Raw genomic sequence first — 25,002 nt, 5'->3', positions numbered from 1 at the left:
ATTCGTGACCGCATCGCGAAAGAAATATTACAGTTCGATGATTTCGGGTTTCACTTTTATTACATTGTCAGCCTGCGCTGCCGGTGAAATCGAATTGCCGATCGCCGTGCGCATCGCCAACGCCACCCCGGCGGTGTCGGTGACCGCGCGGGGCGAAACGACGCCGGTCGGCACCACCAATGCCGATGCGGCCGATGATCCGGCGATCTGGCGCAATGCGGCGGACCCCGCCGCCAGCCTGATCGTGGGCACCGACAAGAAAGCGGGCGTCTATGTCTATGGGCTGGACGGCAAGGTGCGCGACTTTCTCGACGCGGGCCGGGTCAATAATATCGACCTGAAGGACGGCGTCGCAATCAACGGCGGCACGGGCATCCTGGTCGTCGCCTCCGACCGCAACGATGTCGCACGCGCCAAACTGGCGCTGTTCCGGCTTGATCCGGCGACGGCCAAGCTGACCGCGCTCGGCACCATCGATGGCGGTGCGGGCGAAGCCTATGGCTTGTGCATGGGGTCGGACGCTGCCGGTCTCTATGCTTTCATCGTGCTCAAGGACGGGACGATCAACCAGGTCGCGCTCGATGCGTCGGGTGCAACGCCCACCGGCCGCATCGTGCGAACGATGAAGCTCGGCACCCAGTCGGAAGGCTGTGCGGTCGATGACCGCACCGGCACGCTCTATGTCGCGGAAGAGGATGTCGGCCTGTGGCGCTTCGACGCGCGGGCGAGCGGCAGCACCACACCCACGAAGATCGCCGCTGCAGACGGCAAGAATATCGTCGCCGATGCCGAAGGCGTCGCTATCGCCCCGATCGGAGAGAAGGACGGCTATGTCCTCGTTTCCAGCCAGGGCGACAATGCCTATGTCGTCTATCGCATCAGCGACGACAGCTATGTCGGCCGCTTCCGCGTGGTCGCCGGCGCGATCGGCGGGTCGGAGGAAACCGACGGCATCGAACTGATGCTGGGCGATTTCGGCCCCGACTATCCCGGCGGGCTGTTCATCGCGCAGGATGGAGAGAATGGCGCGGCGGCGCAGAATTTCAAGCTCGTCGCCTGGGCCGATATCGTCAAGGCCCTGGGCCTGCCGCAATAAGGCTTCGGGCCGGGACGACCTAAACCGTCCCGGCCCGGCGACTGCCCCCTTGGTCTTGACCGGGGCTTCCTCTATGGCGGCAAACGTCTTGCCACTAAGGAAGCCGATTTGATCCTGGACCTTGCCGCCGCCGCTTCGAGCGCCATCCGTTTCGAGGATCTGGGGCTCAGTCCCGTTGCCCTCGACCTGGGGTTCTTCACGCTGAAATGGTATAGCCTTGCCTATCTGGCGGGCATATTGATCGGCTATTGGTATCTGCTGCGGCTAATCGCGCAGCCCGGATCGCCGATGGCCCGGCGGCATGCCGACGACATGATCTTTTATGCGACGCTGGGCATCATCATCGGCGGGCGGCTCGCTTATGTGATCTTCTATCAGCCCGAAATCCTGCAAAACCCGCTCGACATTCTCAAGCTCTGGAATGGCGGCATGTCCTTCCACGGCGGCGCGGCGGGCGTGTCGCTCGGCATCCTCTACATGGCGCGCAAGGAGAAGCTGTCCTGGCTGCGCATCCACGATTATGTCGCCTGCTGCGTGCCCTTCGGCCTGTTCTTCGGCCGCCTCGCCAATTTCGTGAATGGCGAATTGTGGGGCAAGGAAACCGATGTGCCATGGGGCATCATCTTTCCCACCGGCGGGCCGTTCCCGCGCCATCCAAGCCAACTCTATGAAGCCGCGCTGGAGGGAGCCGTGCTGTTCGCCATCCTCGCCTTCGCCTTCTGGCGCACCCGCGCCCGCTACCAGCCGGGGATGCTGGTCGGCATCTTCCTGCTCGGCTATGGCTGCTTCCGCTTCGGCGTCGAATATGTGCGCGAGGCCGATGCCCAGTTGATGGAATTCGCCGCGCGCACCGGCCTGCATATGGGCCAGTGGCTGTGCGTGCCGATGATCCTGGGCGGGCTCTACCTCATCTTCACCGCCAAGGGCCGCCGCGTGCGGGTGGAGCCGATCGCGGGCAGCGCGAGTGTCAGCTGAACCGCTACCGCTGGCGGAACGACTGACGCGGCAGATTGCGGCGGGCGGGCCGATCTCGGTCGCCCATTATATGGCCGAATCGAACCAGCATTATTATGCGACCCGCGACCCGCTGGGGCTGGAGGGCGACTTCACCACCGCGCCCGAAATCAGCCAGATGTTCGGCGAGCTGGTGGGCTTGTGCCTGGCCGATGTCTGGATGCGGTCGGGGCGGCGGCCCGGCGCGCTCTATGCCGAGCTGGGGCCGGGCCGCGGGACGTTGGCCGCCGATGCGCTGCGGGCGATGGAGCGCGCGGCGCTCGCCCCCCGCGTCCACTGCGTCGAGACCAGCCCTGTCCTGCGCGACCGGCAGCGTGGGCTGATCCCCCATGTCACCCATCATGACAGTATCGACAGCTTGCCGCATGAAGGGCCGCTGCTGGTCGTCGCCAATGAATTTTTCGATGCGCTACCCGTCCGCCAATGCATCCGCGTCGGCGATGAGTGGCGCGAGCGGGTGGTGATCCGGCGCGAGGCAAACGCTGCCTTTCTGCCCGTGCCCGGCTATCGCCGGATCGAATCGGGCCTGCCGCCGATCGCCGCGCAGGCGCAGGATGGCGCGATCATCGAAACGCCGATCGTCGGTGCCGGCATCGCCTATGCCCTGGCGCAGCGCATCGCGAAGCAAGGCGGGGCGGCGATCATCATCGATTATGGCTATGAAGGGCCGCTGCTGGGCGACACGCTCCAAGCCGTCAAGGCGCACCAGTTTGCCGACCCCTTTACCGATCCGGGCGAGGTGGACCTGACCACCCATGTCGATTTCAGCGTCATCGGCAATATGGCGCGGCAGGCGGGGCTGCGGGTCCATGGCACGGTGGGGCAGGGCAATTTCCTGCGCCAATTGGGGATCGACCCGCGCGCCGAGCAACTCGCTCGCGCGGCGCCCGCACGCGCGGCCGAGATCGAGGCGGCACGGATGCGGCTGACCGATGAAGCGGCGATGGGCACGTTGTTCCGGGTGATGGCCTGGACGCACCCCGATTGGGCCGACCCGGCGGGCTTTACCGCCTGACCTTAAAAACGGTCGTCAATCGTCCTGGTGATAGCGGCCCAGGCGACGTATGAAGCCGATGAGGCCGGTCTGGCGGCTGCGTTTCATGCGTTCGGCATGCAGGATGGTCTGCACCCGGCTGAAACAATCATCGGCATCGACATTGCACAGCACATAATCATAGCCGTCCCAATGCGCGATTTCGCCTGCCGCGCGGGCCATCCGGCCTTCGATCACGGCATTGCTGTCGGTGCCGCGTCCGCGCAGGCGGCGTTCCAGCTCCTCCATCGATGGCGGCAGGATGAAGATGCGGACGACATCGCCCCCGGCTATCTGGTGCAATTGCTGCGCGCCCTGCCAATCGATGTCGAACAGCACGTCCTTGCCGGACTTGAGCATCGCTTCGACCGGCGCGCGCGGCGTGCCGTAGCGCTGGCCAAAGACATGCGCCCATTCGAGAAATTCATGGTCGGCCGTCATCTGGCGGAAGGCTTCCAGATCGACGAAATGATAATCCTTGCCATCGACCTCGCCCGGCCGCATCGGCCGAGTGGTGGCGGAGACAGACATGGACAGGTCCGGTTCGGCGGCGAGCAGCTTGCGCGCGATCGTGGACTTGCCCGCGCCCGAAGGGGACGACAGAACGAAGAGAACGCCACGGCGCTGGAAATCGGGCGTTTCGATCGGGATATGCTCGGCCATGGCCGCTAGTGACGCTTGGGACAGGCTTTGGCAAGAGGCCGGATGACGGAAGGAACAGGATATGCGCCGCAAGCACGCCGCCAATCGCCTGGGTTTCATCCTTGCGGGGCTGATCGTCGTGCTGACCGGCGTCATCCTCTTCCTGATGCAAAGACCGCCAATTTGCGCCTGTGGCACCGTGGAATTATGGCATGGCGCGCTCGATAGCGGCAACAGCCAGCACATCGCGGACTGGTATAGTCTTAGCCATATCATCCATGGCTTTCTCTTTTACGGCGGCACCTGGATGGTGCTGCGGCGGCGACCCATCGGCTTGCGGCTGGCCGTTGCCGTGGCGATCGAGTCGGCCTGGGAAATTCTCGAAAATTCGCCGATCATCATCGACCGGTATCGCACTGCGACGATCGCGCTTGGCTATTCGGGCGATTCGATCGTCAATTCGGTGAGCGACATCGGCATGATGGCCTTGGGCTTCCTGTTCGCATCGCGCATACCGGCCTGGTTGACGGTCGTGGTCGGCGTCGGGTTCGAGCTATTGGCGCTTGCGGTCATCCGCGACAATCTGACGCTCAACATCCTGATGCTGACCTGGCCGGTCGACGCGGTGCGCGACTGGCAAGCCGCGCTTTAGCCTTCGCGAGCTTTGCGCGCCGTATCGATCGGAATCGGCTCGGCTGGGGTCGGCTCGGCGCTAAGGTCGGGCAGCAATTTGGTGGCGCGCTTGCGATCGGCTTCGCGCTTCGCCTCATAGAGCTTGCCCGCCATATAGGCACCGGTGACGAACAGAGCGCCCGCCGGGAACCGCATGATGAGCCGCTTGGCACCCATCCCGGCAATCAGCCCGACGACACCCTTCTTCCCGGTATCGGCGGCAACCCGTGCCGCCACGACGGTCGCCCCGACGCGGGCGACCTTTCGCAATATACCGGCCTTCTTGGGCGGGCGAACGGTAACGAGTGGGGCGGAGGGGGTGCGCAGCTTCTTCATAGAGGGTTAATGTATCGGAGGCCTACGGGTTCCACCAGCGCCATATGGATCACACCATATTTTCCGGGCGCACCAGCGCGTCGAAGGTCGCCTCGTCCACCAGCCCCAGTTCCAGTCCGGCTTCTTTAAGCGTCTGACCGGTCTTGTGGGCCTGTTTGGCGATCGCCGCCGCCTGGTCATAGCCGATCGCAGGTGCCAGTGCCGTGACCAGCATCAGCGACCGATCGACCAGTTCGGCGATCCGGGCCTCATTCGCCTCCAGCCCTTCGACGCAACGTTCGGCGAAACTGTCCATGCCGACGGCAAGCAGGTGGATCGATCGCAGCACCGCCGCGCCGATCATCGGCTTGAACACATTGAGTTCCAGATGGCCCTGCATGCCCCCCACGGTCACCGCCTGATGATTGCCGATCACCTGCGCGGCGACCATCGTCAACATCTCGCACTGGGTCGGGTTGACCTTGCCCGGCATGATCGAACTGCCAGGCTCATTGGCGGGCAGGTCCAACTCGCCAAGGCCGGAGCGCGGGCCGGAGCCGAGCAGGCGGATATCATTGGCGATCTTGGTCAGCGCGACCGCAAGCGTGGCGAGAGTCGAGGAGAGGTGAACCAGCGGATCATTGGAGGCCAGCGCCTCGAACTTATTGTCGGCGGTGCGGAACGGCAGTCCGGTGATCGCCGCAATCTCCGCCGCGACCGCAACGTCAAAGCCCTTGGGCGCATTCAACCCCGTGCCGACCGCCGTGCCGCCCTGCGCCAACGCCATCATGCCGTGCATCACGGCCGGTTCGATGCGGCTTTTGGCGCGATAGAGCTGATGCGCATAGCCCGAAAATTCCTGCCCCAGCGTCAGCGGGGTCGCATCCTGCAAATGGGTGCGGCCGATCTTGACGATATTCGCCCAAGCCTGCGCCTTGGCATCGAGCGCGGCGTGCAGCCGGTCGAGCGCAGGAAACAGCGCCTTCGCCGCCGCCAAGGCCGCCGCGATATGCAGCGCGGTGGGGAAGCTGTCGTTGGACGATTGCCCGAAGTTCACACCGTCGTTGGGATGCACCGGCACCTTGCCGCCACGGGTGCCGGTCAGCGCTTCATTGGCGATTCCTGCGATCACTTCATTGACGTTCATATTGGTCTGGGTGCCGCTGCCGGTCTGCCAGATGACGAGCGGAAACTGATCGTCATACTCGCCCGCCGCCACCGCCGCCGCCGCCGCCTCGATCGCATCGGCTTGTATGGCGTCGAGTCCATGATGCCGGTTCACCCTGGCCGCCGCCTGCTTCACGATCGCCATGGCATGGACAATGCCGATCGGCATCCGCTCGGTGTCGCCGAACGGAAAATTCTCGATGCTCCGTTGTGTTTGCGCGCCCCAATAGGCGGCGGCAGGAACGTCGATCGGGCCGATACTGTCGGTTTCGGTGCGGGTGGCGGGCATGGGCTTCTCCTGGTCGATGATCATGCGCATCAACATGGTCAGCATGTGGGGCCGGGCGAGAGAAAACCAAGAGTGGTCGCAGGGTGGCACTATGCGGATATCTAACCGGTGGCCATGGTTGTCCGACCACATCATGTCATGGGCTGATACGCCCTAAAGGCCGTATAGAAGATATAAGAAATTGGTTCGATACCGGCATGATCGAGGCAAGACGATTCGTGCTATCCCACGGTGTTATGGGTATCTTTTTTATGACCGCCTAATCCATATGATCACGTGGCCAGCGAAGTAAAGATGCATCGATATAATGCTCATCATTCGCTCATCGCGATTTTGTTCAGGGGTCTATTATGGATATGATTACGGCAGACCAATATCTATTGGTCTATAACGCATTTTCGTTCACATTCGCCTCGATGGCTGCGGCCACATTATTCTTCTGGTTTGGGCGATCGCAGGTCGGGACGGCCTATAAGACGGCATTGACAATCACGGGATTGGTCACGGCGATCGCAGCCTATCATTATTACCGCATTTTCGAGAGCTGGTCGGAAGCTTATGCTTTGACCGATGGCGTCATCACGGCGAGCGGCGTCGCCTTCAATGACGCCTATCGCTATGTCGACTGGCTGTTGACGGTCCCGTTGCTGCTGATCGAACTGGTGCTGGTGATGCGCCTGTCGCAAAGTGCGACGGTGTCTACGTCGGTCCGCCTGGGTTCGGCCGCGGCGCTGATGATCATCCTGGGCTATCCGGGCGAAATTGCCGACAACAACAGCACGCGCGCCTTGTGGGGCACCTTGTCGTCCATTCCCTTCCTCTACATCGTGTGGGAATTGTTCAAGGGGCTGGGCGATGCGATCGAGCGGCAGCCCGAAAGCGCGCGCGGGTTGATCAAGCAAGCACGATTGCTGACCTTCGCGTCATGGGGCTTCTATCCCATCGTCTATATGATCCCCTACACCAACCTGGCCGGTGGTGCCGTCGAAACCGGCGTGCAGATCGGCTACACCATTGCCGATCTTATCGCCAAGGCCGGCGTGGGCATCCTCGTCTACATGATCGCCGTGCGCAAATCGGCGGCCGAATATGGTGAGCCGGGCAAGCCCGCCGCCGTAACGGCGACGCATTGAGACCGGCTATGAACCGGCAGGCCTCTCACGGTCTGCCGGTTTACGGCCAAGGAGATGGTGATGGAGCAGAGCCCGACCCGATGGGACGATTGGCGTACCGCCGGTCTGCTGGTAATTACCGCGACCGCCATCTGCCTGTACTGCTTCGGCGTGTTGCAAGACACGTCGATAATGACCGCCCTGGCGTCGGCGACATTGCTGATTTTTGGCATGCCGCATGGCAGCTTCGATCTGGCGCTGTTGCAAAGACATTCAACAGGCAGGGGGGTGTTCGGGTCGCGGATCGCGCTGATCCTCCTTTATCTGACCTGTGCGGGCGCCATGTATCTCCTATGGCGGGCCGCACCTGTGGCGGCCTTGACGGCCTTCCTCCTCATGTCGGTGATCCATTTTGCCGAGGATTGGGAAGGATGCGGCTCGCCGTTCATTGCCGGTGGAATGGCGCTCGCCTTGATTTCCGCGCCATCCCTGTCGCACGGCGACAGCCTCGGCACCCTGTTCGTGACATTGTCCGGGCGCGCCTCGGCCGCCATCCTCGCTGACTGCCTGCTTCTGGTAGCGCCTACGATGATGCTGCTCGCCATCGCAGGGTTTGCGATGCTGTGGCATATCGACCGCCGCAGACTGGCGCTGTCGGCGGCCTGTGCCTTGCTGGCGATGCTGGTGCTGCCGCCAGTCATGGGATTCGCCCTATTTTTCTGCCTCGTCCACTCACCCATCCAGTTCCGGTCTCATGCCACCGCGCTCGGATTGCGGGGGATCGACCAATGGGGTGGGACCGTCATTCCGCTCAGCCTGGGCGGACTGGGCATTGCCGTTGCGATCTTCGCCTTGGGTAGCGGGCAATCCCTGCCCGAAGGCATTTTCGCCAGCAGCTTCATGGCCCTGTCGGTCCTCACCGCGCCGCATATGGCCGTGCCGATGATCCTTCGGATGGCGCAGGGCCAGAAAGCCCCAGTCCATATATGACAGGGGAACGTGCCGTTTTGCTGCAATGATGCAGCCGCCCCGACCTATTTCTTTTTGCCGAAGTCCACGCTGACGACGTTGGAGCCGTCTTCACTGGTGACGACCGGGCCGTCATTTTCGGCTTCGTCATGCGGTTCGGGCAGGGCGTCAGTCTGCACCTGGAATTGCAGGGCGAAGTTGACGGCGGGGTCCACGAACGCCGTGATTGCGGCAAAGGGGATGTAGAGGTGGGCGGCGACCTGGTTGAAGGTGAGGCTCACCTCGACATGCTGGTCGCTGACCTTCAAATCCCAATATTTATTCTGCAGGACGATGGTCATTTCGTCCGGGAAGCGCTCGATCAGCCGCTTGGGGATGTCGACGCCGGGTGCCTGCGTCTTGAAGGTTATGTAGAAATGATGGGCGCCGGGCAGGCCGCCGCTGCGTTCCACCTCACCCAATACGCGGCCGACCACGGCGCGCAGGGCTTCCTGCACGATTTCGTCATAGGGAATCAGGCTGTCGGGCAGTTCATCGCTCATGGCCCAATGTCCTAACGGCGCGAATCATGCGGTCAACCCCCACACGCGCAGATTGCATGGCGCGCACCACACGCTATAGGGCAGCCATGCGCACGGCCGAGATTCACCGCAACACAGCGGAAACCCAGATCGACGTGACCGTCAACCTTGACGGCACTGGCCTCTATTCGGTGTCGACCGGCATCGGTTTCCTCGACCATATGATCGAACAATTGTCGCGGCATTCGCTGATCGACATGACTGTCAAGACGGTGGGCGACCTGCATGTCGACCAGCATCACACGACCGAGGATACCGGCATCGCCATCGGCGAAGCGGTGGCGCGGGCGCTGGGCGACAAGCGGGGCATCAGCCGCTATGGCAGCGTCTATTCGCCGATGGACGAGACGCTCAGCCGCGTGGCGCTCGATATTTCGGGTCGCCCCTGGCTGGTGTGCAAACTGCCCTTCACGCTGCAGAAGATCGGCGAGTGGGATGCCGAGATGGTGGAGCATTTCTTCCACAGCTTCGCGCAAGCCGCCGGGATCACGCTGCATATCGAATTGCTCTATGGCGCGAACAACCATCATATCGTCGAAAGCGCGTTCAAGGGGCTTGCCCGCGCGCTGCGCCAGGCGGTCGAAATCGACCCGCGCAAGGCGGACGCGATCCCCTCGACCAAGGGCATGTTGTAAGGCATGACCATTGCCCTGATCGACTATGGCGCGGGCAATCTCCATTCGGTGCATAACGCCCTGCGCAAGGCGGGAGCACAGGATGTCGTCATCACCGCCGACGCTGATCTGGTCCGCCGGGCCGATCGCATCGTCCTGCCGGGCGTGGGGGCGTTTCGGGCGTGTCGCGACGCGCTGGTGGCGATCCCCGGCATGGTCGAAGCGATGGGCGAGGCGGTGGGCAGCCGCGCGGTGCCGTTCCTGGGCGTGTGCGTGGGGATGCAGTTGCTGGCGGATGCCGGCGAGGAATTCGGGCGGCATGAGGGGCTGGGCTGGATACCGGGTACGGTGCGGCTGATCGAACCGGCCGAGCCGGGCATCAAGGTGCCGCATATGGGCTGGAACGATGTGATCCTGCAGGGCTCGCCGCCGTTGCTGGAGCAGGGCGAGGCCTATTTCTTGCACAGCTATCATTTCGAAGCGACCGACCCGGCCCATGTCGCGGCGATCACCAGCCATGGCGGCCCGCTGGTCGCGGCGGTGGCGCGCGATACGATCATCGGTTGCCAGTTCCACCCGGAAAAGAGCCAATCCTATGGCCTTTCCTTTCTTTCGCGCTTTCTGGAGTGGTGTCCTTGAGCCTCATCGTCTTTCCCGCCATCGACCTGAAAAATGGCCAGGTCGTCCGCCTGGCCGAGGGCGATATGGACCGTGCCACCGTCTATGGTGACGATCCCGCCGCGCAAGCGATGCTGTTCGCGCAGGCCGGCGCGCAGCATATCCATGTCGTGGACCTGGACGGCAGCTTTGCGGGGCGTGCGGTCAATGCCGATGCGGTCGAAGCGATCGTCGAGGCGTTTCCGGGCCATGTGCAATTGGGTGGGGGCATTCGCAATCGCGAGGCGGTGGAGCGCTGGTTCGATCTGGGTATCTCGCGGATTGTGATCGGCACGGCAGCGCTGAAAGACCCGGCGTTCGTGAAGATGGCGGCGCGCGACTTTCCCGGTGGTATCGTCGTGGCGGTCGATGCGCGCGACGGTTTCGTCGCGACCGATGGCTGGGCGGAAAAGTCCGACATGCCGGTGATCGACCTCGCCCGCCGGTTCGAGGATGCGGGCGTTGCCAGCCTGCTCTTCACTGATGTCGGCCGCGACGGGATGCTCAAGGGCTGCAACATCGACGCGACCGTCGAACTGGCGCGCGCCACCGACATTCCGGTGATTGCCAGCGGCGGCGTGGCGGGCATCGCCGACATCCGCATATTGAGCCTGCATGCCGACGACGGGATCGAAGGCGTGATCACGGGCCGCGCGCTTTATGACGGGCGACTGGACCTCAAAGCCGCGATGGCGGTGGCGCGGGCGGCGGCGTGACCGTCCGCACGCGGGTCATACCCTGTCTCGACGTCGCCAATGGGCGCGTGGTCAAGGGCGTCAATTTCGTTGATTTGAAGGATGCGGGTGATCCGGTCGAACAGGCGCGGCTCTATGATGCGGCCGGGGCGGACGAACTATGTTTTCTGGATATCACCGCTACGCATGAAGCGCGCGGGACCATATTGGACGTGGTGCGGCGCACGGCGGAAGTCTGCTTCATGCCGGTGACGGTGGGTGGCGGGGTGCGCAGTGCCGAGGATGCGCGCGCGCTGCTGCTGGCGGGGGCGGACAAGGTCGCGGTCAACAGCGCGGCGGTGGTGCGGCCCGAACTGGTGGCCGACATCGCCGATCGCTTCGGCAGCCAGTGCATCGTCGGATCGGTCGATGCGCGGAAGGTTGCGGAGGGCCGCTGGGAAATCTTCACGCATGGCGGGCGTCAGCCGACCGGAATCGACGCGCTGGGCCATGCGCTGCGGCTGGCAGACCTCGGCGCGGGCGAATTGCTCGTCACCTCGATGGATGGCGATGGCACGCGCAAAGGCTATGACCTGGCGCTGACCCGCGCGATTGCCGATGCGGTATCGGTGCCGGTAATCGCCAGCGGGGGCGTCGGCACGCTCGACCATCTGGTGGAAGGCGTAACGCAGGGTCATGCCAGCGCGGTGCTGGCGGCGTCGATCTTCCATTTCGGCCAGCATACGATCGGCGAGGCGCATCAGGCGCTGGCGGCGGCGGGCGTACCGGTGCGCGGCGGCTGATCACGGCGAAAGCGTCGATTTACTTTACAGTAACTATATTCGCCATCACGCCGTTAACCTTCATTTTCGGTAGAAAAGCTGGCATTTTGCGATTCGGCACGCACTCTGCATTACCCTTTTCCGTCTATCGTCAACCAATGGGGGTTTGGCGCAGGGAGGGTAAGGAAATGACTTTGAACAAGATGCTTTTGGCGGTCGGCGCGGCGGCATTCATGGGCGTTGCGGTGCCCGCACCGGCGCAGGCGACATGGTGCTGGTTCGGCAAGTGCGGCGGCACCAGCACGGGCGGCAACAGCTCCACCGGCGGCACCAGCACCGGCGGTTCGTCGGGCGGCACGCCGACCCCCGTGCCTGAGCCGGAACAGATGGCGCTGTTCGCCATGGGTGCAGCCGTGCTGGTCGGTCGCGTCATGGTGTCGCGCCGCAAGCGCAAGTAAATTTAGATTGACGGGTCGCGCGCGCGGCGCTTGATGCGCGGCATGCGCGCGACCCTTCACACCCTTGAACAGACCATCCGCCAACGGCGGACGGCGGACCCTTCCACCTCCTATGTCGCCAAGCTGACGGCGCGAGGCCGTGGCAAGATTGCGCAGAAGGTCGGCGAGGAGGCGGTCGAAACGGTGATCGCCGCGATGGCGGGCGACCGGGACGGCGCGATCGGCGAAAGTGCCGACCTGTTATTTCACCTCATCATATTGCTGGCCGACCTCGACATCAGCCTGGACGAGGTGATGGACGAACTCGACCGGCGCGAAGGCGTGTCGGGGATTGTTGAAAAGGCCGCGCGCCCCGCAGACTGACTCTTTTCCATCGGATAGATGTTGCGTGCCAGGCGTTGGGGCGTCAGCTTATTATCCTTACGGGGGAGATTATCATGGTACGTACTGTTATCGGCGGCCTGATCGGCGGGTTCGCCTTGTTCATTACCGGCTTCATCTTCTGGGGCACGCCGCTCAGCGCGCTCGCGCTCAGCCGCACCGACGAACAGGCAAGCGCCAATCTGCAGGCCGCCATGGCCCAGGCGCTGACGCCGACCGGCACCGGCGTCTATACCATTCCCGATCCCTCCTCGGCGCAGGGCACCGTGCTTTACGGCAAGGGGCCGGTCGCGCAGATTTTCTACAATGAAGGCGGCTTTCCAGTGATGGACAGCGGCGCGCTGATCGGCGGGCTGATCCTGGCGCTGATCGTCGGCGTGATCATCGCCATGGCCCTGCGCTTCATCGCGACCAATTTCGGCGACCGGATGCGCGTAGCGATCCTGTTCCCGCTGGCCGCCGTGCTGTGGATGCATGTCGGCCAGGCCGTGTTCAACCACGCGCCCTGGGGCTATATCCTCTATCTGGCGTTCAGCGACTTCGTCGGCATCGCGATTGCGGGTGTGATCGCGGCTAAGCTGATGGAGACGAAGGCGACCATGGTGGGCACCGATCCCATCCACTAAGCCGCTTCCTGCGCCAGGCGGATCATGCAGGCGGCGTGGCGGCGGGCGACCAGCATCCGGTCCTCGCCATAACCGCCGCCCATGGTGCTGGCGAGCGGGATGCCGCGCGCTTTGGCCTGGCGCATGACATAGCGATTGCGCGCATCAAGGCCCGCATCGGTCAGCGCCAGCCGCCCCAGCCGGTCGTCGGCATGGGGGTCGACCCCGGCTTGATAGAGAATGAGGTCGGGCGCGAAGTCGTCTAATATGGGCGGCAGCGTGTCGGCGAGGATGGCCGCATAGGCGGCATCCTCCACCCCGTCGGGCAGGGCGATGTCGAGTGTCGAGCGCGCCTTGCGCACCGGGAAATTTTTGTCGGCATGGATCGACAAAGTGAAGATGTCGCCGCGCCCCGCCAACAGGGACGCAGTGCCGTCGCCCTGATGCACGTCGAGGTCGAGGATCAGGATGCGCGCCGCATCGCCTTCCGCGATTAGGCGGTTCGCAGCGATGGCGAGGTCGTTGAACACGCAATAGCCCGCGCCACTATCGGCCAGCGCATGATGGCTGCCGCCTGCCGCATTGGCGCCATAGCCATGCGTCAGCGCCAGCCGCGCAGATGCCCAGGTGCCGCCGGGTGACAGCAGCGATCGGCGCATCACCCGTTCCGTGACGGCAAAGCCGATCCGCCGTTCCTTGTCGGGCGGGACGGACAGGGTCACGACCTGCTCGACATAGGCGGGATCATGCACTGCCTCAATCCAGGCACGCGGCATCGGATCGGGCTGATGCACGGTGATGGGTGCGCCGGATTCGCGCAGCGCCTCCATTACCAGCCCATATTTGTCGAAGCGGAAACGGCTGCCGGGTGTTGCTGGAGAGACATAGGCGGAATGGTGAACAACGTGCAGCATGATCTTTTCCGCTATGGTCGTTTGAACGATGGCCGCTTTGCGCTATCTGGTCCAGCATGAACCGTCCCGATATGATCCGTCTTCCGTTGCTGGCGCTGCTTGGCGTCAGTGCGGTGTCCGTCGCCGCCCAAAGCCTGGCCGCGCCGCCCGTGGTGGTGCCGACCATGCCCGCGCCGACTTCGCCCGCGCCTGGCATGGTGCAAGCGATTCCGGCCGCGCCCTTGCCCGCACCGATCCCACCCTTGTCGGCGGCACAGGAAGCATGGGCCAATGACTGGTTGAAGCAGGGCGCGGCGCAGGGATTGATGGCGCGGCAGAAGGCGAGCGGGCCGCTGTCGGGTGAGGCGCTGGTGCGCGCGCTGCTCGACCGCGCCAAGGCGCTGTCCACCGGGCGCGTCGATACCGCCGATTTCCTCGAAGTCTGGGCGCTGCGCCCCGCGCCCTTCGATCCCCGCCCGTCGCTGGCGCGGGCCGTGGCCGAGGACCGGCTTGCGCAATGGGCGAACAGCCTGACGCCGCCCTATGCAGGCTATGAAGGACTGCGCCAGGGTCTGGTCCGCTACGAGACGATTCGCGATCAAGGCGGCTGGCCGACGCTGACCGCGCAGTCCGCGCCCGACGTGGTGCGCGCGCGTATCGCGATCGAGGATAGCGCGGTGACGCCAGGCGAGAAACTGAGCAGCGTATTGCAGCGCGCGCAGCGCCGCTATGGCCTCAACCCCACCGGCCTGCTCGACACCCGCACGCTGGCGGCGCTCAATGTCAGCGTGGATGACCGGATCGCGGCGATCATGGCGAATATGGAGCGGTGGCGCTGGATGCCGCGCAACTTGCCGGTCAACCGGGTCCAGGTGAATATCGCGGCGGCCGTACTGACCATGTTCGAAGGCGACCAGCCGATCAGTTCGATGCGCGCCGTCACGGGCAGCCCCGACAATGCGACACCGATGCTGATGTCGAACATCCATTCGATCGTCGTCAATCCGCCGTGGAACGTGCCCATGTCGATCGCCCGGCGCGAACTCTTCCCCAAGGGGCGGGCGACGCTGATCAAGCAGGGCTACAAGATCGTCAAGACACCCGAAGGCGGCGAGCGGATCGTCCAGCCTGCCGGACCCAACAGCGCGCTTGGCCGATTGAAGTTCGATTTCGCCAACCCATTCGCCGTGTATCTGCACGACACGCCCTCGCGCGGTAAATTTTCGAGCTACGACCGGCTCGCCAGCCATGGCTGCATCCGTCTCGAAAAGCCGGTATCGCTGGCCGAACTGATGGTGGCGAGCGACCCGGCATTGAATGGCCAGATCCAGAGCCTGATCGACGAAGGCAAGACCCAGCGCGTGTCCCTGCCCAAGGATGTGGCGGTCTATCTGCTCTACTGGACCGCTTTTGCTAGCAATAATGGCACGATGAGCTTTCGCGCCGACCCCTATGGTTGGGACAAGCTGCTCGCGAGCAAGATCGAAGCGTCGAGCCGACGTGTCGATCCGACCGCTGCCCCCGCCGACATTATAGCTTTGAAGGATTGATCCCCCATGCGTAAAATTGCCTTTGCCGCGCTCATCGGTGCCCTTGCCTTGTCGGCGTGCGGCAAGAAGGAAGAGGAGGCGCCAGTCGTCAACAATCTGGTCGAACCGCCGGTCGAAAATGTGATCATCGAAGAGCCGGATACGGCCCTGCCGATGCCGTCGAACAATACCGTCGCGCCGACGCCCGCAGCGCCGCCATCGGTGTCGGAGCAGCAGCAGATCCTCGACGACGCCGATGCGACCGGCATGACCGCCCGCCTGCCCGATATGCGCGATGATGCGCAGCCAGCGGACGAGGCGAGCGGTACGGAGGAATGAAGCGCATCGCCCCGGTCTTGGACCGGGGCATTCCTTTTGGTATAGGGTGCGGATGGATCGCCGCAATTTCACGAAATTCGCCTTAAGCGGATTCGCCCTGACATTTCTGCCTGACACGATGGGCAAGGCTGCGCTGCCGACGGCGCCCCAACCCGTCCCCGTCCCTGCGGTGCCCCGCGCCGTGCCGCTGCCCCCCTATGCGGGGCTGCTCGCACGCGCGAAGGCGGCACTGGATCGCCATGCCGGAGCCGTCCTATTGCGTGACCGGGTGGCCATTGCCGATTTCGATGCCCCGTCGAAGGATTTGCGCTTTCACGTCGTTGACCTGATGAACGGCCAGTCCAGCAGCTATCTGGTCGCCCATGGTCGAGGGTCCGACCCCGCCCATTCCGGCTGGCTGCAGAGCTTCTCCAACGAACCCAATTCGCTTGCCAGTTCGTCGGGCGCATTTCGGACGGGTGAGATGTATGTCGGGCAGCATGGGCAGGCGATGCGGCTCGCGGGCTTGGACCCGCAGAATAATAATGCGGAGCCGCGCGCCATCGTGCTGCACGGTGCGGATTATGTGGGCGAGGATCATATCGCCGCATGGGGCAAATGCGGCCGCAGCGAAGGCTGTTTCGCGGTCGCGCCGCATATGCTGCCGCACTTGCTGGGGCTACTGGGCACGGGTCGGCTGCTCTACGCCGATAAGATCGGAGCGGGTTGAAGGGGCTTTTAGCGTCCCCTCAACCCTACAACCTCTTAGCCCGCCTGGGGGGCGCCGGTCAGCGCCTGCGCCGAAGGCTTGTTGGTCGCATCGACGCTGCCGTCAGCCAGCATCTTCTTGGACATTTCGACGGCTTCGGCCTGAAGCGCCGTGTCGCTGGTCGACTGGCTGGCACCGATCAGCGCGGATAGCAGGATATTCTTGCTGACATTGTCGGTGGCATTTTCGGCAACCGACTTGCGGGCCAGTGTCAGCGCTTCGCTATAGAGCGGGGCCGATCCAGCCTTGTCCTGCGCACCCAGCTTCTGGTTGCCCATCTGGATCAGGATACCGGCCAGGATGTTGCGGCTGGCTGCGTCGGTAGGCTTGGCTTCCACGACCTTGCGCCAATAGGGCAGCGACTCGCCGTAGAGGGCGATCGTCTTGTCCAACTGGCCCATCGCGCCATAGGCAGCGGCATTGGCGTACAGCGCGTTGGCGAGGAAATTGACATTGTCCATCTTGGACGGGTCGGATTCGACCGCCGTTTTGATGGCGGGGATGGCCGCTTCATATTTGGTGATGGCCGTCGCGTTGTCGCCGCTCTGCTGCGCGCTCTGCCCGGCGGTGAAATCAGTAACGGCCGTGTTGAAGGCGGCGATCTGTTCCGGCGTCATCGCGGTTGCTGCAGGCGCGGCCTCTGCGGGCGCGGCGGGATCGGCCGGCGTCGTGGCGGCGGGTGCCGAAGCGGCGGGCGCGGCGGGCGCTTCCTGCGCAAATGCAGGGGCGGTCATCGCCGTCGAAAGGGTCAGAAATGCGATCAGTGCGGACTTTGGCAACGTCAGGGTCTCCTTGTTCGTCGTCTAAAAATATCGGTTGGGCATCATTGCTGCCCCGCAACATCTTTAATGAACGAAGGAACGATGGAGTTCCCACCCCGCCAAACTCAGCTCATCGCGCAAAAGGCTCCGGCCATGGAAAATTCGCTTTTGCGCCGGGCGCTGCGGGCTGCCGCTTGCGCATCTTCGCCCCATTGTTCGACCTGCCAGGCCTCGTCGATCTCGGCGATCGGCCATATTGCTTCAGCACTATGGCTATTTTCCACCACCGCCAAGCCGCAAACGAGTGACCCGCTCAGCGTTACCAATGTGGACAGGCCCGCCAATCGGAATGGATCATGCATTGCAACCGCCGCGTGCAGCCGAGCGAGTGTCGCTTCGGGCTGGGCGACCGGCAGGATGCCCTGCGTCACCACGAAGGCCACATCATAGCGCGCGCGCGCCCAGTCGAGCAGTGGATCCCACGCCGCCGCCTGCCGCGCGACCAGCGTTTCGGGCGAATGGGCACGATAGCAGAGCAGGTCGCTTTCGCCATAGCGCGCGATCCCGGCGGCAAATTGCGCGCGATTGGGTACGATATGATCGATCGCCGCATTGGCGAGGCCGGTGAACGGCATGGACGCTGGATCGACCGTATCCCCCTGCGCCCGCCATTCCTCGGCAACCGCCTGCGCCAGCGCCAATGTCGGCAGCGTCAGCAGCGCGCGGGCGGGGGTGCGGACCGGACGATCATCGAGGCGAATGGCATGGCCATCACTCTCGGCCACGATCGTCACATCCTTGTAGAAGCGCTTCATGCGCCCGTCCGCTTGAACAGGGCCAGCATCAGGCGCGGCACCACCAGGAACTGGAACAGGCCGACCACGACCATGATCGCGCCGAACGCCTTGGCCTTGTCCCCCTGCACCCAGGAAAAGCGCTGCATGATGGCAAGGAAGCCGATCATCACGACGAACGCGCCCGACAGGCGGAACAGGCCGATGGCGAAGTGGCGCTGACGCGCGATCTTTTCGCGATCGACGGGCGGAATCGGGGGCATATCGGTCATGGCGCGCCGATATGGCCGCGCAAAGCCGCGCTGTCCATCGCCACGGCCTGCGCGCCCGATGCGAGCAGTTCTGCTGGCGGGTGATAGCCCCAGGCGACGCCGATACTGCGCACGCCCGCTGCGACCCCCATGTCGATGTCGAAACTGGTGTCGCCGATCATGACCGTCGTGTCGGGCGCGGCTCCGGCCTCGGCCATGGCGGTCAGCAGCATGGAGGGATGCGGCTTGGACGGGTGGCGGTCGGCGGTCTGGAGCGTCACGAAACGGTCGATCAGGCCATGATGGGTGAGGCAGAGCGCCAGCCCGCGATCGGATTTCCCGGTCGCGACCCCCAGCAGCCAGCCGGCCGCATCCAGTTCCACCACCAGATCGGCAATACCGGGATAGAGCGGTTCGCACACGCCTTCCTCGCGTCGCATCGCCTGAAACGCCAGCTTGTAGCGGTCGGACAGATGATCGTGAAAATCCGCCTCCGCGTCGGGCAACAGCCGCGCGATGGCGAGCGGCAATGACAGGCCGACAACCGAGAGGATCGCGGGCCGGTCGGGCGGCGCGAGCTTGGCCTCCTCGAACGCGCGGGTCATGGCGGTGCAGATGCTATGCTGGCTATCGACCAGCGTTCCGTCGCAATCGAAGACGACAAGCGGATTGCTCATGCCAATGTCCCCCGCATCAGCGACGCCAACGCGCCTTCGCCCACGGCATCCAGCGCATCGGCGACCCCGATTCGCGCCGCTTCGGGCTTGTCCTGCCCCAGCTTGGCGGTGCCGTGGATAGCCTCAACCTGCATCGCAAAGCCGACCAGCCCGGTCATGGTCTTGTCGAACAGGCCATCGCTCATCTTGTCGCGCGTCCATAATGGCTTGGGTGCCAGCCGCCGCTCCTGCTCGTGGCTCAGCGCGTCGATCTGCGCGATGGTTTCGGCCTTGTCCAATCGCACCATCGGCCCGCGCAGTTCGGCCGCGACATAGTTCCAGGTCGGCACCTTGTCGGGCAGCCCATACCAGTCGGGGCTGATATAGGCCTGATCGCCGGTGACGACGATCAGCGCGTCCTGCCCGTCGAGATGCGGCACGATCGGGTTGGCGCGGTGGAGGTGCAGGCCGATCCGCCGCTCGTCCAGCCAGATGAGCGGCAAATGGACGACATGCATCCGGTCGGGCGCAGCGACGCAGAGCAGGCCAAAGCCCGTCTGCGTCACGAAATCACGGATCGCGGCCTCATCGGTCCAGCGATAGGGCGCGCCCGGCGTCATTCGTCGCGAGAACCCCCGCGCGACCGGCGTTCGCCCTTGCGGTCCTTGCGGACCTGCTTGGCATGCTGGCGCGCGAACTTCTTTTCATCCTCGCGGGTCGGCGTCCGGTCGATCTCATCGTCGAGCAGCATGTCGCCAAGGCTGAGGTCGAAGCCCATGTCCGCGAGGCTGGCGGCGAAATGCGTCGGCGGCTCGGCCATCACGTCGACCCGGCCGCCATCGGGATGATCGACGCGGATGCGGCGGGCGTGGAGGTGCATCTTGCGGCTGATCGATCCGGTCAGGAAACTGTCCTTGCCGCCATATTTGCCGTCGCCCACGATCGGATGGCCGATCGCCGCCAGATGCACGCGCAACTGGTGGGTGCGGCCGGTATAGGGTTGCAGCTCGACCCAGCAGGCGCGGTTGCCCGCGCGCTCGATGATGCGATAGCGGGTGCGGGCGGGCAGGCCTTCTTCCTCATCGACATGCATCTTCTCGCCGCCGGTGCCCGGCTGCTTGGCGAGCGGCAGTTCGATCATCCCGTCGGAGATGGACGGCACGCCGATCACCAGCGCCCAATAGACTTTGCGCGCGGTGCGGCTGGAAAAGGCTTTGGCGAAATGGGCGGCGGCGCGGCTGGTGCGGGCAATCAGCAGCGCGCCCGACGTGTCCTTGTCCAGCCGGTGAACCAGCTTGGGGCGCGATTCGGAATCGAACATCAGGCCGTCGAGCAGCTTGTCGACATGCTCGTCGGTCCTGGTGCCGCCCTGCGTCGAAAGGCCCGGCGGCTTGTTGATGACGATCGCCTGCGCGTCGCGATGGATCACCATCTCCTGTACGAAAGCGATCTCGTCCTCGGTCAGGTCGATGACGCGGGCGCGCTTGGGCCGTTCGGCGGCAGGTGCCTTGGCTTCGGCGGGGGGTACGCGGATCATCTGCCCTTCGGCAACGCGGTCGCCCGGTGCGGCACGCGCGCCGTCGATGCGCAACTGACCGGTCCGCGACCAGCGCGACACGATGTTGAAGCCGACATCGGGCAAATGCCGCTGGAACCAGCGGTCGAGGCGGATGCCGTCATCGTCGGGCTGCACCCGATATTGCCGCACGTCGAGCGAGACGCCCTTGGCCACGCTGGGCTTTGCAGGCGTGGATGGTACGATAGCGACTTTCGCCACGGCAGCTTTGGGGGCTGGCTTGGCCGCTGGCTTTGGCCCCGATTTGAAGGGGGCCTTGAAGGCAGGCTTGCCGCCTTCGCCCTTGCGTGCGGTTGCCGCCTTGGCCCCGCCACGGGCGCGACCGGGCGCGCCCGATGGCTTGGCAAAGGATCTCGCACCGCCGCCGGGCTTGCCATCAGCGGCCTTGCCGAACCCTGACTTGCTCCCAGCGGGTTTGCCGCCAGTGGATTTGCCAGGCGCGGCAGGCTTGCGACCGCGCGGGGCGTCGCTTTTGGGTGGGGGACGACCCTTCATGCCACGATACTCCGCATCACGGTAAGGCCAAGCGCCAGCGCCACGACTGCGCCGATCACCGACGCCAGCGCATAGCCCAAGGCGACGATCATCTGGCCGCGCTCGAACATCAGCAGTGTTTCGAGGCTGAAGGCGGAAAAGGTGGTGAAGCCGCCGAGCAGGCCGACGCCGAGCAGCAGCCGGATCGGTTCGCCCGCCACCGCGCTGCCGCGCGCCAGCCATCCGGCGAGCAGCCCCATGGCGAAGCCGCCGATCAGATTGGCGGCGAACGTGCCCCAGGGCCAGGTCGCGCCAGGCGTCAACTGCCCGGCGAAGCGCCCAAGCTGGTAGCGCAGCGCCGCGCCAATCGCGCCGCCGCCCATTACAAGAAAGATATTGGTCATGACTATCGCCCTATAGCGATTCCGCCAAAGGGGAAAGGTCGATGGTGAAACAGTCTTTCCGCGCCTCAAGCGCAGGAAGCGGACGCCTGTTACTTTCCGTTGTCGGCGATGATGTCCACGCCGGTCTTGCCGCCGGGCGCATCGGTGAAGAGGATGAAATAGGCGCTGCCATCGGCCTTGCGCGTGCCGCCCAGCACATGGTCGCCGCCCAATATCTTATGCTCGCCGTCATAACCAGCACGGCGGGCCACGGTATAATAATAGTCCATCACCCCCTGGCGCGGGGCGGGCGTGACGAAGCTGGCCGCGCGCAAGGTGCAGCCGTCGGTCTCCGCGCCTGCCGCTTCGGTCAGCTGCGCGCCGGGATAGAGGGCGAAGGGGTCGGGCAGGCGCTGCGCCCATTCCATGCCATAAGCGAGTTTCTTCGAGCAATTGGCCGTGCCGCCGCGCCGCGTCGCCTGTTCGCGCGCGACGGCACCCAGCGTGACGCTCGACGCCATGGCGGTGCCTTCGCTGGCGGCAGGGGCAGAGAGCAGCTTGCCGCCCGCCTGCTTGACCGCTTGCGCCTGGGCCGCACCGGCATCGCCCGACAGCACCGGCACTGCGCCATTGGCGGGCTGGTCGGCGGGGCGCACGGCGTTGCGGTTGGACTGGCCCACCAGTTGCGGATCGACCACGATCGGGTCGGCCAGCGCGCCCTTGAGCGCGGGATCGACCGCATTGTTGGTGAGCTGCGCGTCGAGCGCGGCGAGATTGGCGTCCTTGTCGCCCTTGCCGCAGGCGGCCAGGCCAACCATAAGCGTGAGCAGGGAAACAGACCGGAAAAACGCCATTCTTCACTCCTTCGTAAACAAGGCATGAAGAACGGAGGTTAATTTTTCGTTAGGACATTTGGTGAATCGCGAAAAATTCCCCTATCGCAAGGCCAGTTTCTGCGCATTGGCCCTGTCGACCGACTTGTTCGCGCGCGGCGAAAGGATCATCTGACCATCATGCTCAATATCTTGTCCGGCTTTATCGGCCTTGTCACCCTTATCATGATGATGCCGGCGGTCTTTCCGTTTCTGGGCGCGCTCAACTGGATCTTCGTGCCCATGGCGCTGTTCGGCGCCTTTATCGGCATGTTCTCCTCGAAAAATGGTGGCCGCAATTTCTGCCTGATCGTCGCGGCGTTCGGCGCGTTGCGGCTGTTCATGGGCGGGGGGCTTATCTGACCGACGCGGACGCCAGTACACGCCGGGGATTGCTCGCGGCGCTGGGCGCTTATGGGCTTTGGGGGCTGCTGCCGATCTTCTTCCGGCTGCTGCACCATGTCGATCCGGTCGAAATCGTTACCCAGCGCATCCTCTGGTCGCTGCTGCTGATCCTGACGCTGCTGGCGCTGCGCAACGGCATCGGTCCGATGATCGCTGTGCTGCGCGATCGTCGTCTGCTGCTGGCGCTGGCTGGATCGGCAGTTATGATCGCGATCAACTGGCTGGTCTATGTCTGGGCAGTCAATGACGGCCATGTCGTGGCGACTAGCCTTGGTTATTTCCTCAACCCGCTGGTCAATGTGGCGCTGGGCGTATTGGTACTCAAGGAACGCTTGCGGCGCGGGCAGATGCTGGCGATCGGCTTTGCGGCGGTGGGAGTTGCCATCTTGGCGGCGTCTGCGATTACGACGCTGTGGATCAGCCTGACGCTCGCCTTCAGCTTCGCCTTCTATGGCCTCATCCGCAAGATGACGCCGGTGGCGCCGATGACCGGCCTGGGTGTCGAGACGCTGCTGCTCGCGCCGCTGGCGGTCGCCTATTTGCTCTGGGAAGCGAGCCATGGTCCCATCGGCTTTGGACAGGACATGTCCACCACTGCCTTGCTCATCATCGCAGGCTTAGTGACCACCGTGCCGCTGGTGCTGTTCGCCACGGCCGCGCGCAGCCTGCCGATGGCGACGCTGGGCGTGCTGCAATATCTCGCACCCACGCTGCAATTTGTCTGCGGTGTCGTGCTGTTCGGCGAGACGCTGAGCCTGGGGCAAATGCTGAGCTTCGGCCTGATCTGGGTCGGCCTCATCCTGTTTGCGACGGACAGCGTGAAGGCCGCCCGCCGCAATCGGGTCGTGACGGCTTAGGAAAATTCCGTCGCCTCGAACCGCACCGGTTCGCCCACTGCGGCGTCGGCCAGCGCATCTTCCCACATCACGCGATGGCCGCGGATGATGGTGCCGACCGCCTTGCCGGTCAGGTCCATCCCCTCGAATGGCGACCAGTCGCAGCGCGAGGCGAGCCAGTCCTTGCCCACGGTCCAGCGCTTCTTGAGGTCCACCACGGTAAAGTCTGCATCATAGCCAAGCGCGATCCGGCCCTTGCCGACCAGCCCGAACACCCTCTGCGGCCCCGACGAGGTCAATTCGATGAAGCGGCGCAGCGTCAGCCGCCCCTCCGCCACATGATTGAGCAACAACGGCACGAGCGTCTGCACGCCCGGCATGCCGCTGGGGCTGGCCGGGTAGGTCTTGGCCTTTTCCTCGATCGTGTGCGGCGCATGGTCGCTGCCCAGCACGTCGGGCACGCCCTGATTAAGCCACTGCCACAGCCCGTCGCGATGCGCGGCGCTGCGGATCGGCGGGTTCATTTGCGCATAGCTGCCAAGGCGCGGATAGGCATCCTCCCCCGCCAGCGTCAGATGCTGCGGCGTCACTTCGCAGGTCGCGATATCCTTGTTCTGGCCGATATATTCCAGCTCCGCCGGCGTCGTGATGTGCAGGATGTGGATGCGCCGCCGCGCCGCGCGGGCGAGCGCGATGATCCGCTTGGTCGCGATCATCGCGCTTTCATCGTCGCGCCAGACCGGATGCGACGATGGATCGCCCTCCACCCGATAATCCTTGCGCGCGTTCATCCGCGCCTCATCCTCGGCATGGATGGCGACGCGGCGGGTGCCGCTGGCCAGTACGCGCGACAGGGCATCATCGTCATCGACCAGCAGGCTGCCGGTCGAGGCACCCATGAAGATCTTGACGCCCGCCGTGCCGGGGATGCGTTCCAGTTCGCGTAATTGTTCGGCATTGTCCGCCGTCGCGCCGACATAAAAGGCATGGTCGCACCACATGCGATGCCGGGCGCGGACCAGCTTGTCATGGACGCGCGCGGCCGTGTCGGTGTTGGGGTTGGTGTTGGGCATTTCGAACACGGCGGTCACCCCGCCCAGCACCGCCGCGCGGCTGCCCGATTCGAGGTCTTCCTTATGTTCCAGGCCCGGCTCGCGAAAATGCACCTGGCTGTCGATGCAGCCGGGCAGTACGTCCAGCCCGGTACAGTCGATCACCTCGCCTCCATCACCCAGGCCGGAACCGATCGCCACGATCTTGCCTGCGCGCACGCCCACGTCCGTCTGCTCCGCGCCGCCCGGTGTGTGGACGGTGCCGTTTTTGAGGATCAGGTCGAAAGTCTGGGTCATGGCGTGGTTCCGCTTGTCAAAACCCGTTCGGCCCGAACGGGTTGGTTATTCAGCGCGACTGTCCTACCTAAAGCC

General features: G+C 64.4%; 32 protein-coding genes. 18 read left to right on the top strand and 14 right to left on the bottom strand.

Annotation, left to right across the window (positions count from 1 at the left end):
* The first annotated feature begins 37 nt into the window (after positions 1-37).
* The 3 genes from ACZ2HM_RS11210 (at position 38) to ACZ2HM_RS11200 (ending at position 3,125) form a co-directional block, all read left to right on the top strand.
* Positions 38-1,096: a phytase gene (locus tag ACZ2HM_RS11210; protein WP_037473070.1), complete on the top strand. Its 1,059-nt coding sequence runs from the start codon at positions 38-40 to the stop codon at positions 1,094-1,096.
* Positions 1,097-1,204: 108 nt separating this feature from the next.
* Positions 1,205-2,071, top strand: coding sequence for a prolipoprotein diacylglyceryl transferase (gene lgt / locus ACZ2HM_RS11205; RefSeq protein WP_037473071.1), 867 nt, complete (start codon positions 1,205-1,207; stop codon positions 2,069-2,071).
* Complete coding sequence (locus tag ACZ2HM_RS11200; protein WP_470425242.1) at positions 2,061-3,125, top strand: class I SAM-dependent methyltransferase; 1,065 nt, start codon at positions 2,061-2,063, stop codon at positions 3,123-3,125. Before lgt ends, ACZ2HM_RS11200 begins: the two co-directional genes overlap by 11 nt.
* 15 nt (positions 3,126-3,140) lie before the next feature.
* Here ACZ2HM_RS11200 and gmk read toward each other — a convergent pair whose 3' ends face one another.
* Entirely contained in the window at positions 3,141-3,806 is a 666-nt protein-coding gene (gene gmk, locus ACZ2HM_RS11195; RefSeq protein ID WP_069065420.1) for a guanylate kinase, read from the bottom strand.
* Between the two features lie 61 nt (positions 3,807-3,867).
* Between gmk and ACZ2HM_RS11190 the strand changes: the two genes are divergently transcribed.
* The gene (locus ACZ2HM_RS11190) at positions 3,868-4,437 is read left to right on the top strand and encodes a DUF2585 domain-containing protein (protein WP_470425241.1); all 570 of its coding nucleotides are present in this window, start codon (positions 3,868-3,870) and stop codon (positions 4,435-4,437) included.
* Here the strand turns inward: ACZ2HM_RS11190 and ACZ2HM_RS11185 are convergent.
* Both ACZ2HM_RS11185 and fumC read right to left on the bottom strand, forming a co-directional pair.
* Positions 4,434-4,793, bottom strand: coding sequence for a hypothetical protein (locus ACZ2HM_RS11185; protein ID WP_470425240.1), 360 nt, complete (start codon positions 4,791-4,793; stop codon positions 4,434-4,436). The two genes, ACZ2HM_RS11190 and ACZ2HM_RS11185, sit on opposite strands and share 4 nt — an antisense overlap.
* A 49-nt stretch (positions 4,794-4,842) precedes the next feature.
* Positions 4,843-6,228 (bottom strand): class II fumarate hydratase, encoded by a 1,386-nt coding sequence (gene fumC / locus ACZ2HM_RS11180; RefSeq protein ID WP_470425239.1) that lies wholly within the window; start codon positions 6,226-6,228, stop codon positions 4,843-4,845.
* Positions 6,229-6,578: 350 nt separating this feature from the next.
* On the opposite strand from fumC, the gene ACZ2HM_RS11175 reads away from it, so the two are divergent.
* Both ACZ2HM_RS11175 and ACZ2HM_RS11170 read left to right on the top strand, forming a co-directional pair.
* The gene (locus ACZ2HM_RS11175) at positions 6,579-7,361 is read left to right on the top strand and encodes a bacteriorhodopsin-like (RefSeq protein WP_470425238.1); all 783 of its coding nucleotides are present in this window, start codon (positions 6,579-6,581) and stop codon (positions 7,359-7,361) included.
* A gap of 60 nt (positions 7,362-7,421) precedes the next feature.
* The gene (locus tag ACZ2HM_RS11170) at positions 7,422-8,330 is read left to right on the top strand and encodes a Brp/Blh family beta-carotene 15,15'-dioxygenase (RefSeq protein ID WP_470425237.1); all 909 of its coding nucleotides are present in this window, start codon (positions 7,422-7,424) and stop codon (positions 8,328-8,330) included.
* Positions 8,331-8,374: 44 nt separating this feature from the next.
* On the opposite strand, the gene ACZ2HM_RS11165 is transcribed toward ACZ2HM_RS11170, so the two are convergent.
* Positions 8,375-8,851 (bottom strand): SspB family protein, encoded by a 477-nt coding sequence (locus ACZ2HM_RS11165; protein ID WP_069065416.1) that lies wholly within the window; start codon positions 8,849-8,851, stop codon positions 8,375-8,377.
* An 86-nt stretch (positions 8,852-8,937) separates the two neighbouring features.
* Between ACZ2HM_RS11165 and hisB the strand changes: the two genes are divergently transcribed.
* From hisB to ACZ2HM_RS11130, 7 genes are all read left to right on the top strand, one after another.
* Entirely contained in the window at positions 8,938-9,525 is a 588-nt protein-coding gene (gene hisB / locus ACZ2HM_RS11160; protein WP_470426846.1) for an imidazoleglycerol-phosphate dehydratase HisB, read from the top strand.
* A gap of 3 nt (positions 9,526-9,528) precedes the next feature.
* Complete coding sequence (hisH, locus tag ACZ2HM_RS11155) at positions 9,529-10,143, top strand: imidazole glycerol phosphate synthase subunit HisH (RefSeq protein ID WP_470425236.1); 615 nt, start codon at positions 9,529-9,531, stop codon at positions 10,141-10,143.
* Positions 10,140-10,877 carry a 1-(5-phosphoribosyl)-5-[(5-phosphoribosylamino)methylideneamino]imidazole-4-carboxamide isomerase gene (hisA, locus tag ACZ2HM_RS11150; protein ID WP_313923156.1) on the top strand — a complete coding sequence of 246 codons (738 nt, stop codon included), beginning with the start codon at positions 10,140-10,142 and terminating at the stop codon, positions 10,875-10,877. Before hisH ends, hisA begins: the two co-directional genes overlap by 4 nt.
* Complete coding sequence (gene hisF / locus ACZ2HM_RS11145) at positions 10,874-11,638, top strand: imidazole glycerol phosphate synthase subunit HisF (protein ID WP_470425235.1); 765 nt, start codon at positions 10,874-10,876, stop codon at positions 11,636-11,638. Before hisA ends, hisF begins: the two co-directional genes overlap by 4 nt.
* 167 nt (positions 11,639-11,805) lie before the next feature.
* A complete protein-coding gene (locus tag ACZ2HM_RS11140) occupies positions 11,806-12,075 on the top strand; it encodes a PEP-CTERM sorting domain-containing protein (RefSeq protein ID WP_037479611.1) in 270 nt (89 codons plus the stop codon).
* A gap of 42 nt (positions 12,076-12,117) precedes the next feature.
* Entirely contained in the window at positions 12,118-12,438 is a 321-nt protein-coding gene (locus ACZ2HM_RS11135; RefSeq protein ID WP_037479619.1) for a phosphoribosyl-ATP diphosphatase, read from the top strand.
* A gap of 74 nt (positions 12,439-12,512) precedes the next feature.
* Positions 12,513-13,082, top strand: a complete 570-nt coding sequence (locus ACZ2HM_RS11130; protein WP_171899218.1) for a hypothetical protein — start codon at positions 12,513-12,515, stop codon at positions 13,080-13,082.
* Here ACZ2HM_RS11130 and ACZ2HM_RS11125 read toward each other — a convergent pair.
* Positions 13,079-13,975, bottom strand: a complete 897-nt coding sequence (locus ACZ2HM_RS11125; RefSeq protein WP_470425234.1) for a histone deacetylase family protein — start codon at positions 13,973-13,975, stop codon at positions 13,079-13,081. The two genes, ACZ2HM_RS11130 and ACZ2HM_RS11125, sit on opposite strands and share 4 nt — an antisense overlap.
* A 56-nt stretch (positions 13,976-14,031) precedes the next feature.
* On the opposite strand from ACZ2HM_RS11125, the gene ACZ2HM_RS11120 reads away from it, so the two are divergent.
* The 3 genes from ACZ2HM_RS11120 to ACZ2HM_RS11110 are packed head-to-tail and all read left to right on the top strand — an operon-like array spanning position 14,032 to position 16,531.
* Positions 14,032-15,504: a L,D-transpeptidase family protein gene (locus ACZ2HM_RS11120; RefSeq protein WP_470425233.1), complete on the top strand. Its 1,473-nt coding sequence runs from the start codon at positions 14,032-14,034 to the stop codon at positions 15,502-15,504.
* Positions 15,505-15,510: 6 nt separating this feature from the next.
* Positions 15,511-15,822 (top strand): hypothetical protein, encoded by a 312-nt coding sequence (locus tag ACZ2HM_RS11115; RefSeq protein WP_037472253.1) that lies wholly within the window; start codon positions 15,511-15,513, stop codon positions 15,820-15,822.
* Positions 15,823-15,874: 52 nt separating this feature from the next.
* On the top strand, positions 15,875-16,531 hold the full coding sequence (locus ACZ2HM_RS11110; protein WP_037472255.1) for a murein L,D-transpeptidase catalytic domain-containing protein: 657 nt from the start codon (positions 15,875-15,877) through the stop codon (positions 16,529-16,531).
* Between the two features lie 35 nt (positions 16,532-16,566).
* Here ACZ2HM_RS11110 and ACZ2HM_RS11105 read toward each other — a convergent pair whose 3' ends face one another.
* The 8 genes from ACZ2HM_RS11105 to ACZ2HM_RS11070 form a co-directional block, all read right to left on the bottom strand.
* A complete protein-coding gene (locus ACZ2HM_RS11105; RefSeq protein ID WP_470426845.1) occupies positions 16,567-17,304 on the bottom strand; it encodes a hypothetical protein in 738 nt (245 codons plus the stop codon).
* Between the two features lie 152 nt (positions 17,305-17,456).
* The gene (locus tag ACZ2HM_RS11100) at positions 17,457-18,146 is read right to left on the bottom strand and encodes an ATP12 family chaperone protein (protein WP_037474377.1); all 690 of its coding nucleotides are present in this window, start codon (positions 18,144-18,146) and stop codon (positions 17,457-17,459) included.
* Entirely contained in the window at positions 18,143-18,397 is a 255-nt protein-coding gene (locus tag ACZ2HM_RS11095) for a hypothetical protein (RefSeq protein WP_470425232.1), read from the bottom strand. The genes ACZ2HM_RS11100 and ACZ2HM_RS11095 overlap by 4 nt, the downstream gene beginning before the upstream one ends.
* Positions 18,394-19,053, bottom strand: a complete 660-nt coding sequence (locus tag ACZ2HM_RS11090; RefSeq protein WP_037474391.1) for an HAD-IA family hydrolase — start codon at positions 19,051-19,053, stop codon at positions 18,394-18,396. The genes ACZ2HM_RS11095 and ACZ2HM_RS11090 overlap by 4 nt, the downstream gene beginning before the upstream one ends.
* On the bottom strand, positions 19,050-19,652 hold the full coding sequence (locus ACZ2HM_RS11085) for an FMN-binding negative transcriptional regulator (protein ID WP_037474392.1): 603 nt from the start codon (positions 19,650-19,652) through the stop codon (positions 19,050-19,052). The genes ACZ2HM_RS11090 and ACZ2HM_RS11085 overlap by 4 nt, the downstream gene beginning before the upstream one ends.
* Positions 19,649-21,103 (bottom strand): RluA family pseudouridine synthase, encoded by a 1,455-nt coding sequence (locus ACZ2HM_RS11080; RefSeq protein WP_470425231.1) that lies wholly within the window; start codon positions 21,101-21,103, stop codon positions 19,649-19,651. Before ACZ2HM_RS11080 ends, ACZ2HM_RS11085 begins: the two co-directional genes overlap by 4 nt.
* Entirely contained in the window at positions 21,100-21,486 is a 387-nt protein-coding gene (crcB, locus tag ACZ2HM_RS11075; protein WP_037480202.1) for a fluoride efflux transporter CrcB, read from the bottom strand. The genes ACZ2HM_RS11080 and crcB overlap by 4 nt, the downstream gene beginning before the upstream one ends.
* 89 nt (positions 21,487-21,575) lie before the next feature.
* Entirely contained in the window at positions 21,576-22,319 is a 744-nt protein-coding gene (locus ACZ2HM_RS11070; RefSeq protein WP_037480200.1) for a hypothetical protein, read from the bottom strand.
* Positions 22,320-22,478: 159 nt separating this feature from the next.
* Here ACZ2HM_RS11070 and ACZ2HM_RS11065 point away from each other — a divergent pair, with 159 nt between their 5' ends.
* Both ACZ2HM_RS11065 and rarD read left to right on the top strand, forming a co-directional pair.
* Entirely contained in the window at positions 22,479-22,700 is a 222-nt protein-coding gene (locus ACZ2HM_RS11065; protein ID WP_037480199.1) for a hypothetical protein, read from the top strand.
* Positions 22,701-22,741: 41 nt separating this feature from the next.
* Positions 22,742-23,599, top strand: a complete 858-nt coding sequence (gene rarD, locus ACZ2HM_RS11060) for an EamA family transporter RarD (protein WP_037480713.1) — start codon at positions 22,742-22,744, stop codon at positions 23,597-23,599.
* Here rarD and ACZ2HM_RS11055 read toward each other — a convergent pair.
* Positions 23,596-24,927: a dihydroorotase gene (locus ACZ2HM_RS11055; protein WP_037480197.1), complete on the bottom strand. Its 1,332-nt coding sequence runs from the start codon at positions 24,925-24,927 to the stop codon at positions 23,596-23,598. The two genes, rarD and ACZ2HM_RS11055, sit on opposite strands and share 4 nt — an antisense overlap.
* Between the last annotated feature and the right edge of the window lie 75 nt (positions 24,928-25,002).

It is taken from the genome of Sphingobium sp. KKT206, assembly GCF_055640555.1.
This window is presented reverse-complemented; position numbering and strand designations above follow the sequence as displayed.

Bases quoted from the DNA above. Each gene is read 5' to 3' on its own strand.
- ACZ2HM_RS11115 (WP_037472253.1), top strand. From the start codon at position 15,511: ATGCGTAAAATTGCCTTTGCCGCGCTCATCGGTGCCCTTGCCTTGTCG.
- ACZ2HM_RS11140 (WP_037479611.1), top strand. From the start codon at position 11,806: ATGACTTTGAACAAGATGCTTTTGGCGGTCGGCGCGGCGGCATTCATG.
- ACZ2HM_RS11130 (WP_171899218.1), top strand. From the start codon at position 12,513: ATGGTACGTACTGTTATCGGCGGCCTGATCGGCGGGTTCGCCTTGTTC.
- ACZ2HM_RS11120 (WP_470425233.1), top strand. From the start codon at position 14,032: ATGAACCGTCCCGATATGATCCGTCTTCCGTTGCTGGCGCTGCTTGGC.
- gmk (WP_069065420.1), bottom strand. From the start codon at position 3,806: ATGGCCGAGCATATCCCGATCGAAACGCCCGATTTCCAGCGCCGTGGC.
- ACZ2HM_RS11090 (WP_037474391.1), bottom strand. From the start codon at position 19,053: ATGAGCAATCCGCTTGTCGTCTTCGATTGCGACGGAACGCTGGTCGAT.
- ACZ2HM_RS11065 (WP_037480199.1), top strand. From the start codon at position 22,479: ATGCTCAATATCTTGTCCGGCTTTATCGGCCTTGTCACCCTTATCATG.
- ACZ2HM_RS11080 (WP_470425231.1), bottom strand. From the start codon at position 21,103: ATGAAGGGTCGTCCCCCACCCAAAAGCGACGCCCCGCGCGGTCGCAAG.
- ACZ2HM_RS11190 (WP_470425241.1), top strand. From the start codon at position 3,868: ATGCGCCGCAAGCACGCCGCCAATCGCCTGGGTTTCATCCTTGCGGGG.
- ACZ2HM_RS11100 (WP_037474377.1), bottom strand. From the start codon at position 18,146: ATGAAGCGCTTCTACAAGGATGTGACGATCGTGGCCGAGAGTGATGGC.
- ACZ2HM_RS11110 (WP_037472255.1), top strand. From the start codon at position 15,875: ATGGATCGCCGCAATTTCACGAAATTCGCCTTAAGCGGATTCGCCCTG.
- crcB (WP_037480202.1), bottom strand. From the start codon at position 21,486: ATGACCAATATCTTTCTTGTAATGGGCGGCGGCGCGATTGGCGCGGCG.
- ACZ2HM_RS11055 (WP_037480197.1), bottom strand. From the start codon at position 24,927: ATGACCCAGACTTTCGACCTGATCCTCAAAAACGGCACCGTCCACACA.
- hisH (WP_470425236.1), top strand. From the start codon at position 9,529: ATGACCATTGCCCTGATCGACTATGGCGCGGGCAATCTCCATTCGGTG.
- ACZ2HM_RS11105 (WP_470426845.1), bottom strand. From the start codon at position 17,304: ATGACCGCCCCTGCATTTGCGCAGGAAGCGCCCGCCGCGCCCGCCGCT.
- ACZ2HM_RS11170 (WP_470425237.1), top strand. From the start codon at position 7,422: ATGGAGCAGAGCCCGACCCGATGGGACGATTGGCGTACCGCCGGTCTG.
- ACZ2HM_RS11085 (WP_037474392.1), bottom strand. From the start codon at position 19,652: ATGACGCCGGGCGCGCCCTATCGCTGGACCGATGAGGCCGCGATCCGT.
- hisB (WP_470426846.1), top strand. From the start codon at position 8,938: ATGCGCACGGCCGAGATTCACCGCAACACAGCGGAAACCCAGATCGAC.
- ACZ2HM_RS11185 (WP_470425240.1), bottom strand. From the start codon at position 4,793: ATGAAGAAGCTGCGCACCCCCTCCGCCCCACTCGTTACCGTTCGCCCG.
- ACZ2HM_RS11175 (WP_470425238.1), top strand. From the start codon at position 6,579: ATGGATATGATTACGGCAGACCAATATCTATTGGTCTATAACGCATTT.
- fumC (WP_470425239.1), bottom strand. From the start codon at position 6,228: ATGCCCGCCACCCGCACCGAAACCGACAGTATCGGCCCGATCGACGTT.
- ACZ2HM_RS11125 (WP_470425234.1), bottom strand. From the start codon at position 13,975: ATGCTGCACGTTGTTCACCATTCCGCCTATGTCTCTCCAGCAACACCC.
- ACZ2HM_RS11135 (WP_037479619.1), top strand. From the start codon at position 12,118: ATGCGCGCGACCCTTCACACCCTTGAACAGACCATCCGCCAACGGCGG.
- ACZ2HM_RS11165 (WP_069065416.1), bottom strand. From the start codon at position 8,851: ATGAGCGATGAACTGCCCGACAGCCTGATTCCCTATGACGAAATCGTG.
- ACZ2HM_RS11210 (WP_037473070.1), top strand. From the start codon at position 38: ATGATTTCGGGTTTCACTTTTATTACATTGTCAGCCTGCGCTGCCGGT.
- ACZ2HM_RS11095 (WP_470425232.1), bottom strand. From the start codon at position 18,397: ATGACCGATATGCCCCCGATTCCGCCCGTCGATCGCGAAAAGATCGCG.
- ACZ2HM_RS11070 (WP_037480200.1), bottom strand. From the start codon at position 22,319: ATGGCGTTTTTCCGGTCTGTTTCCCTGCTCACGCTTATGGTTGGCCTG.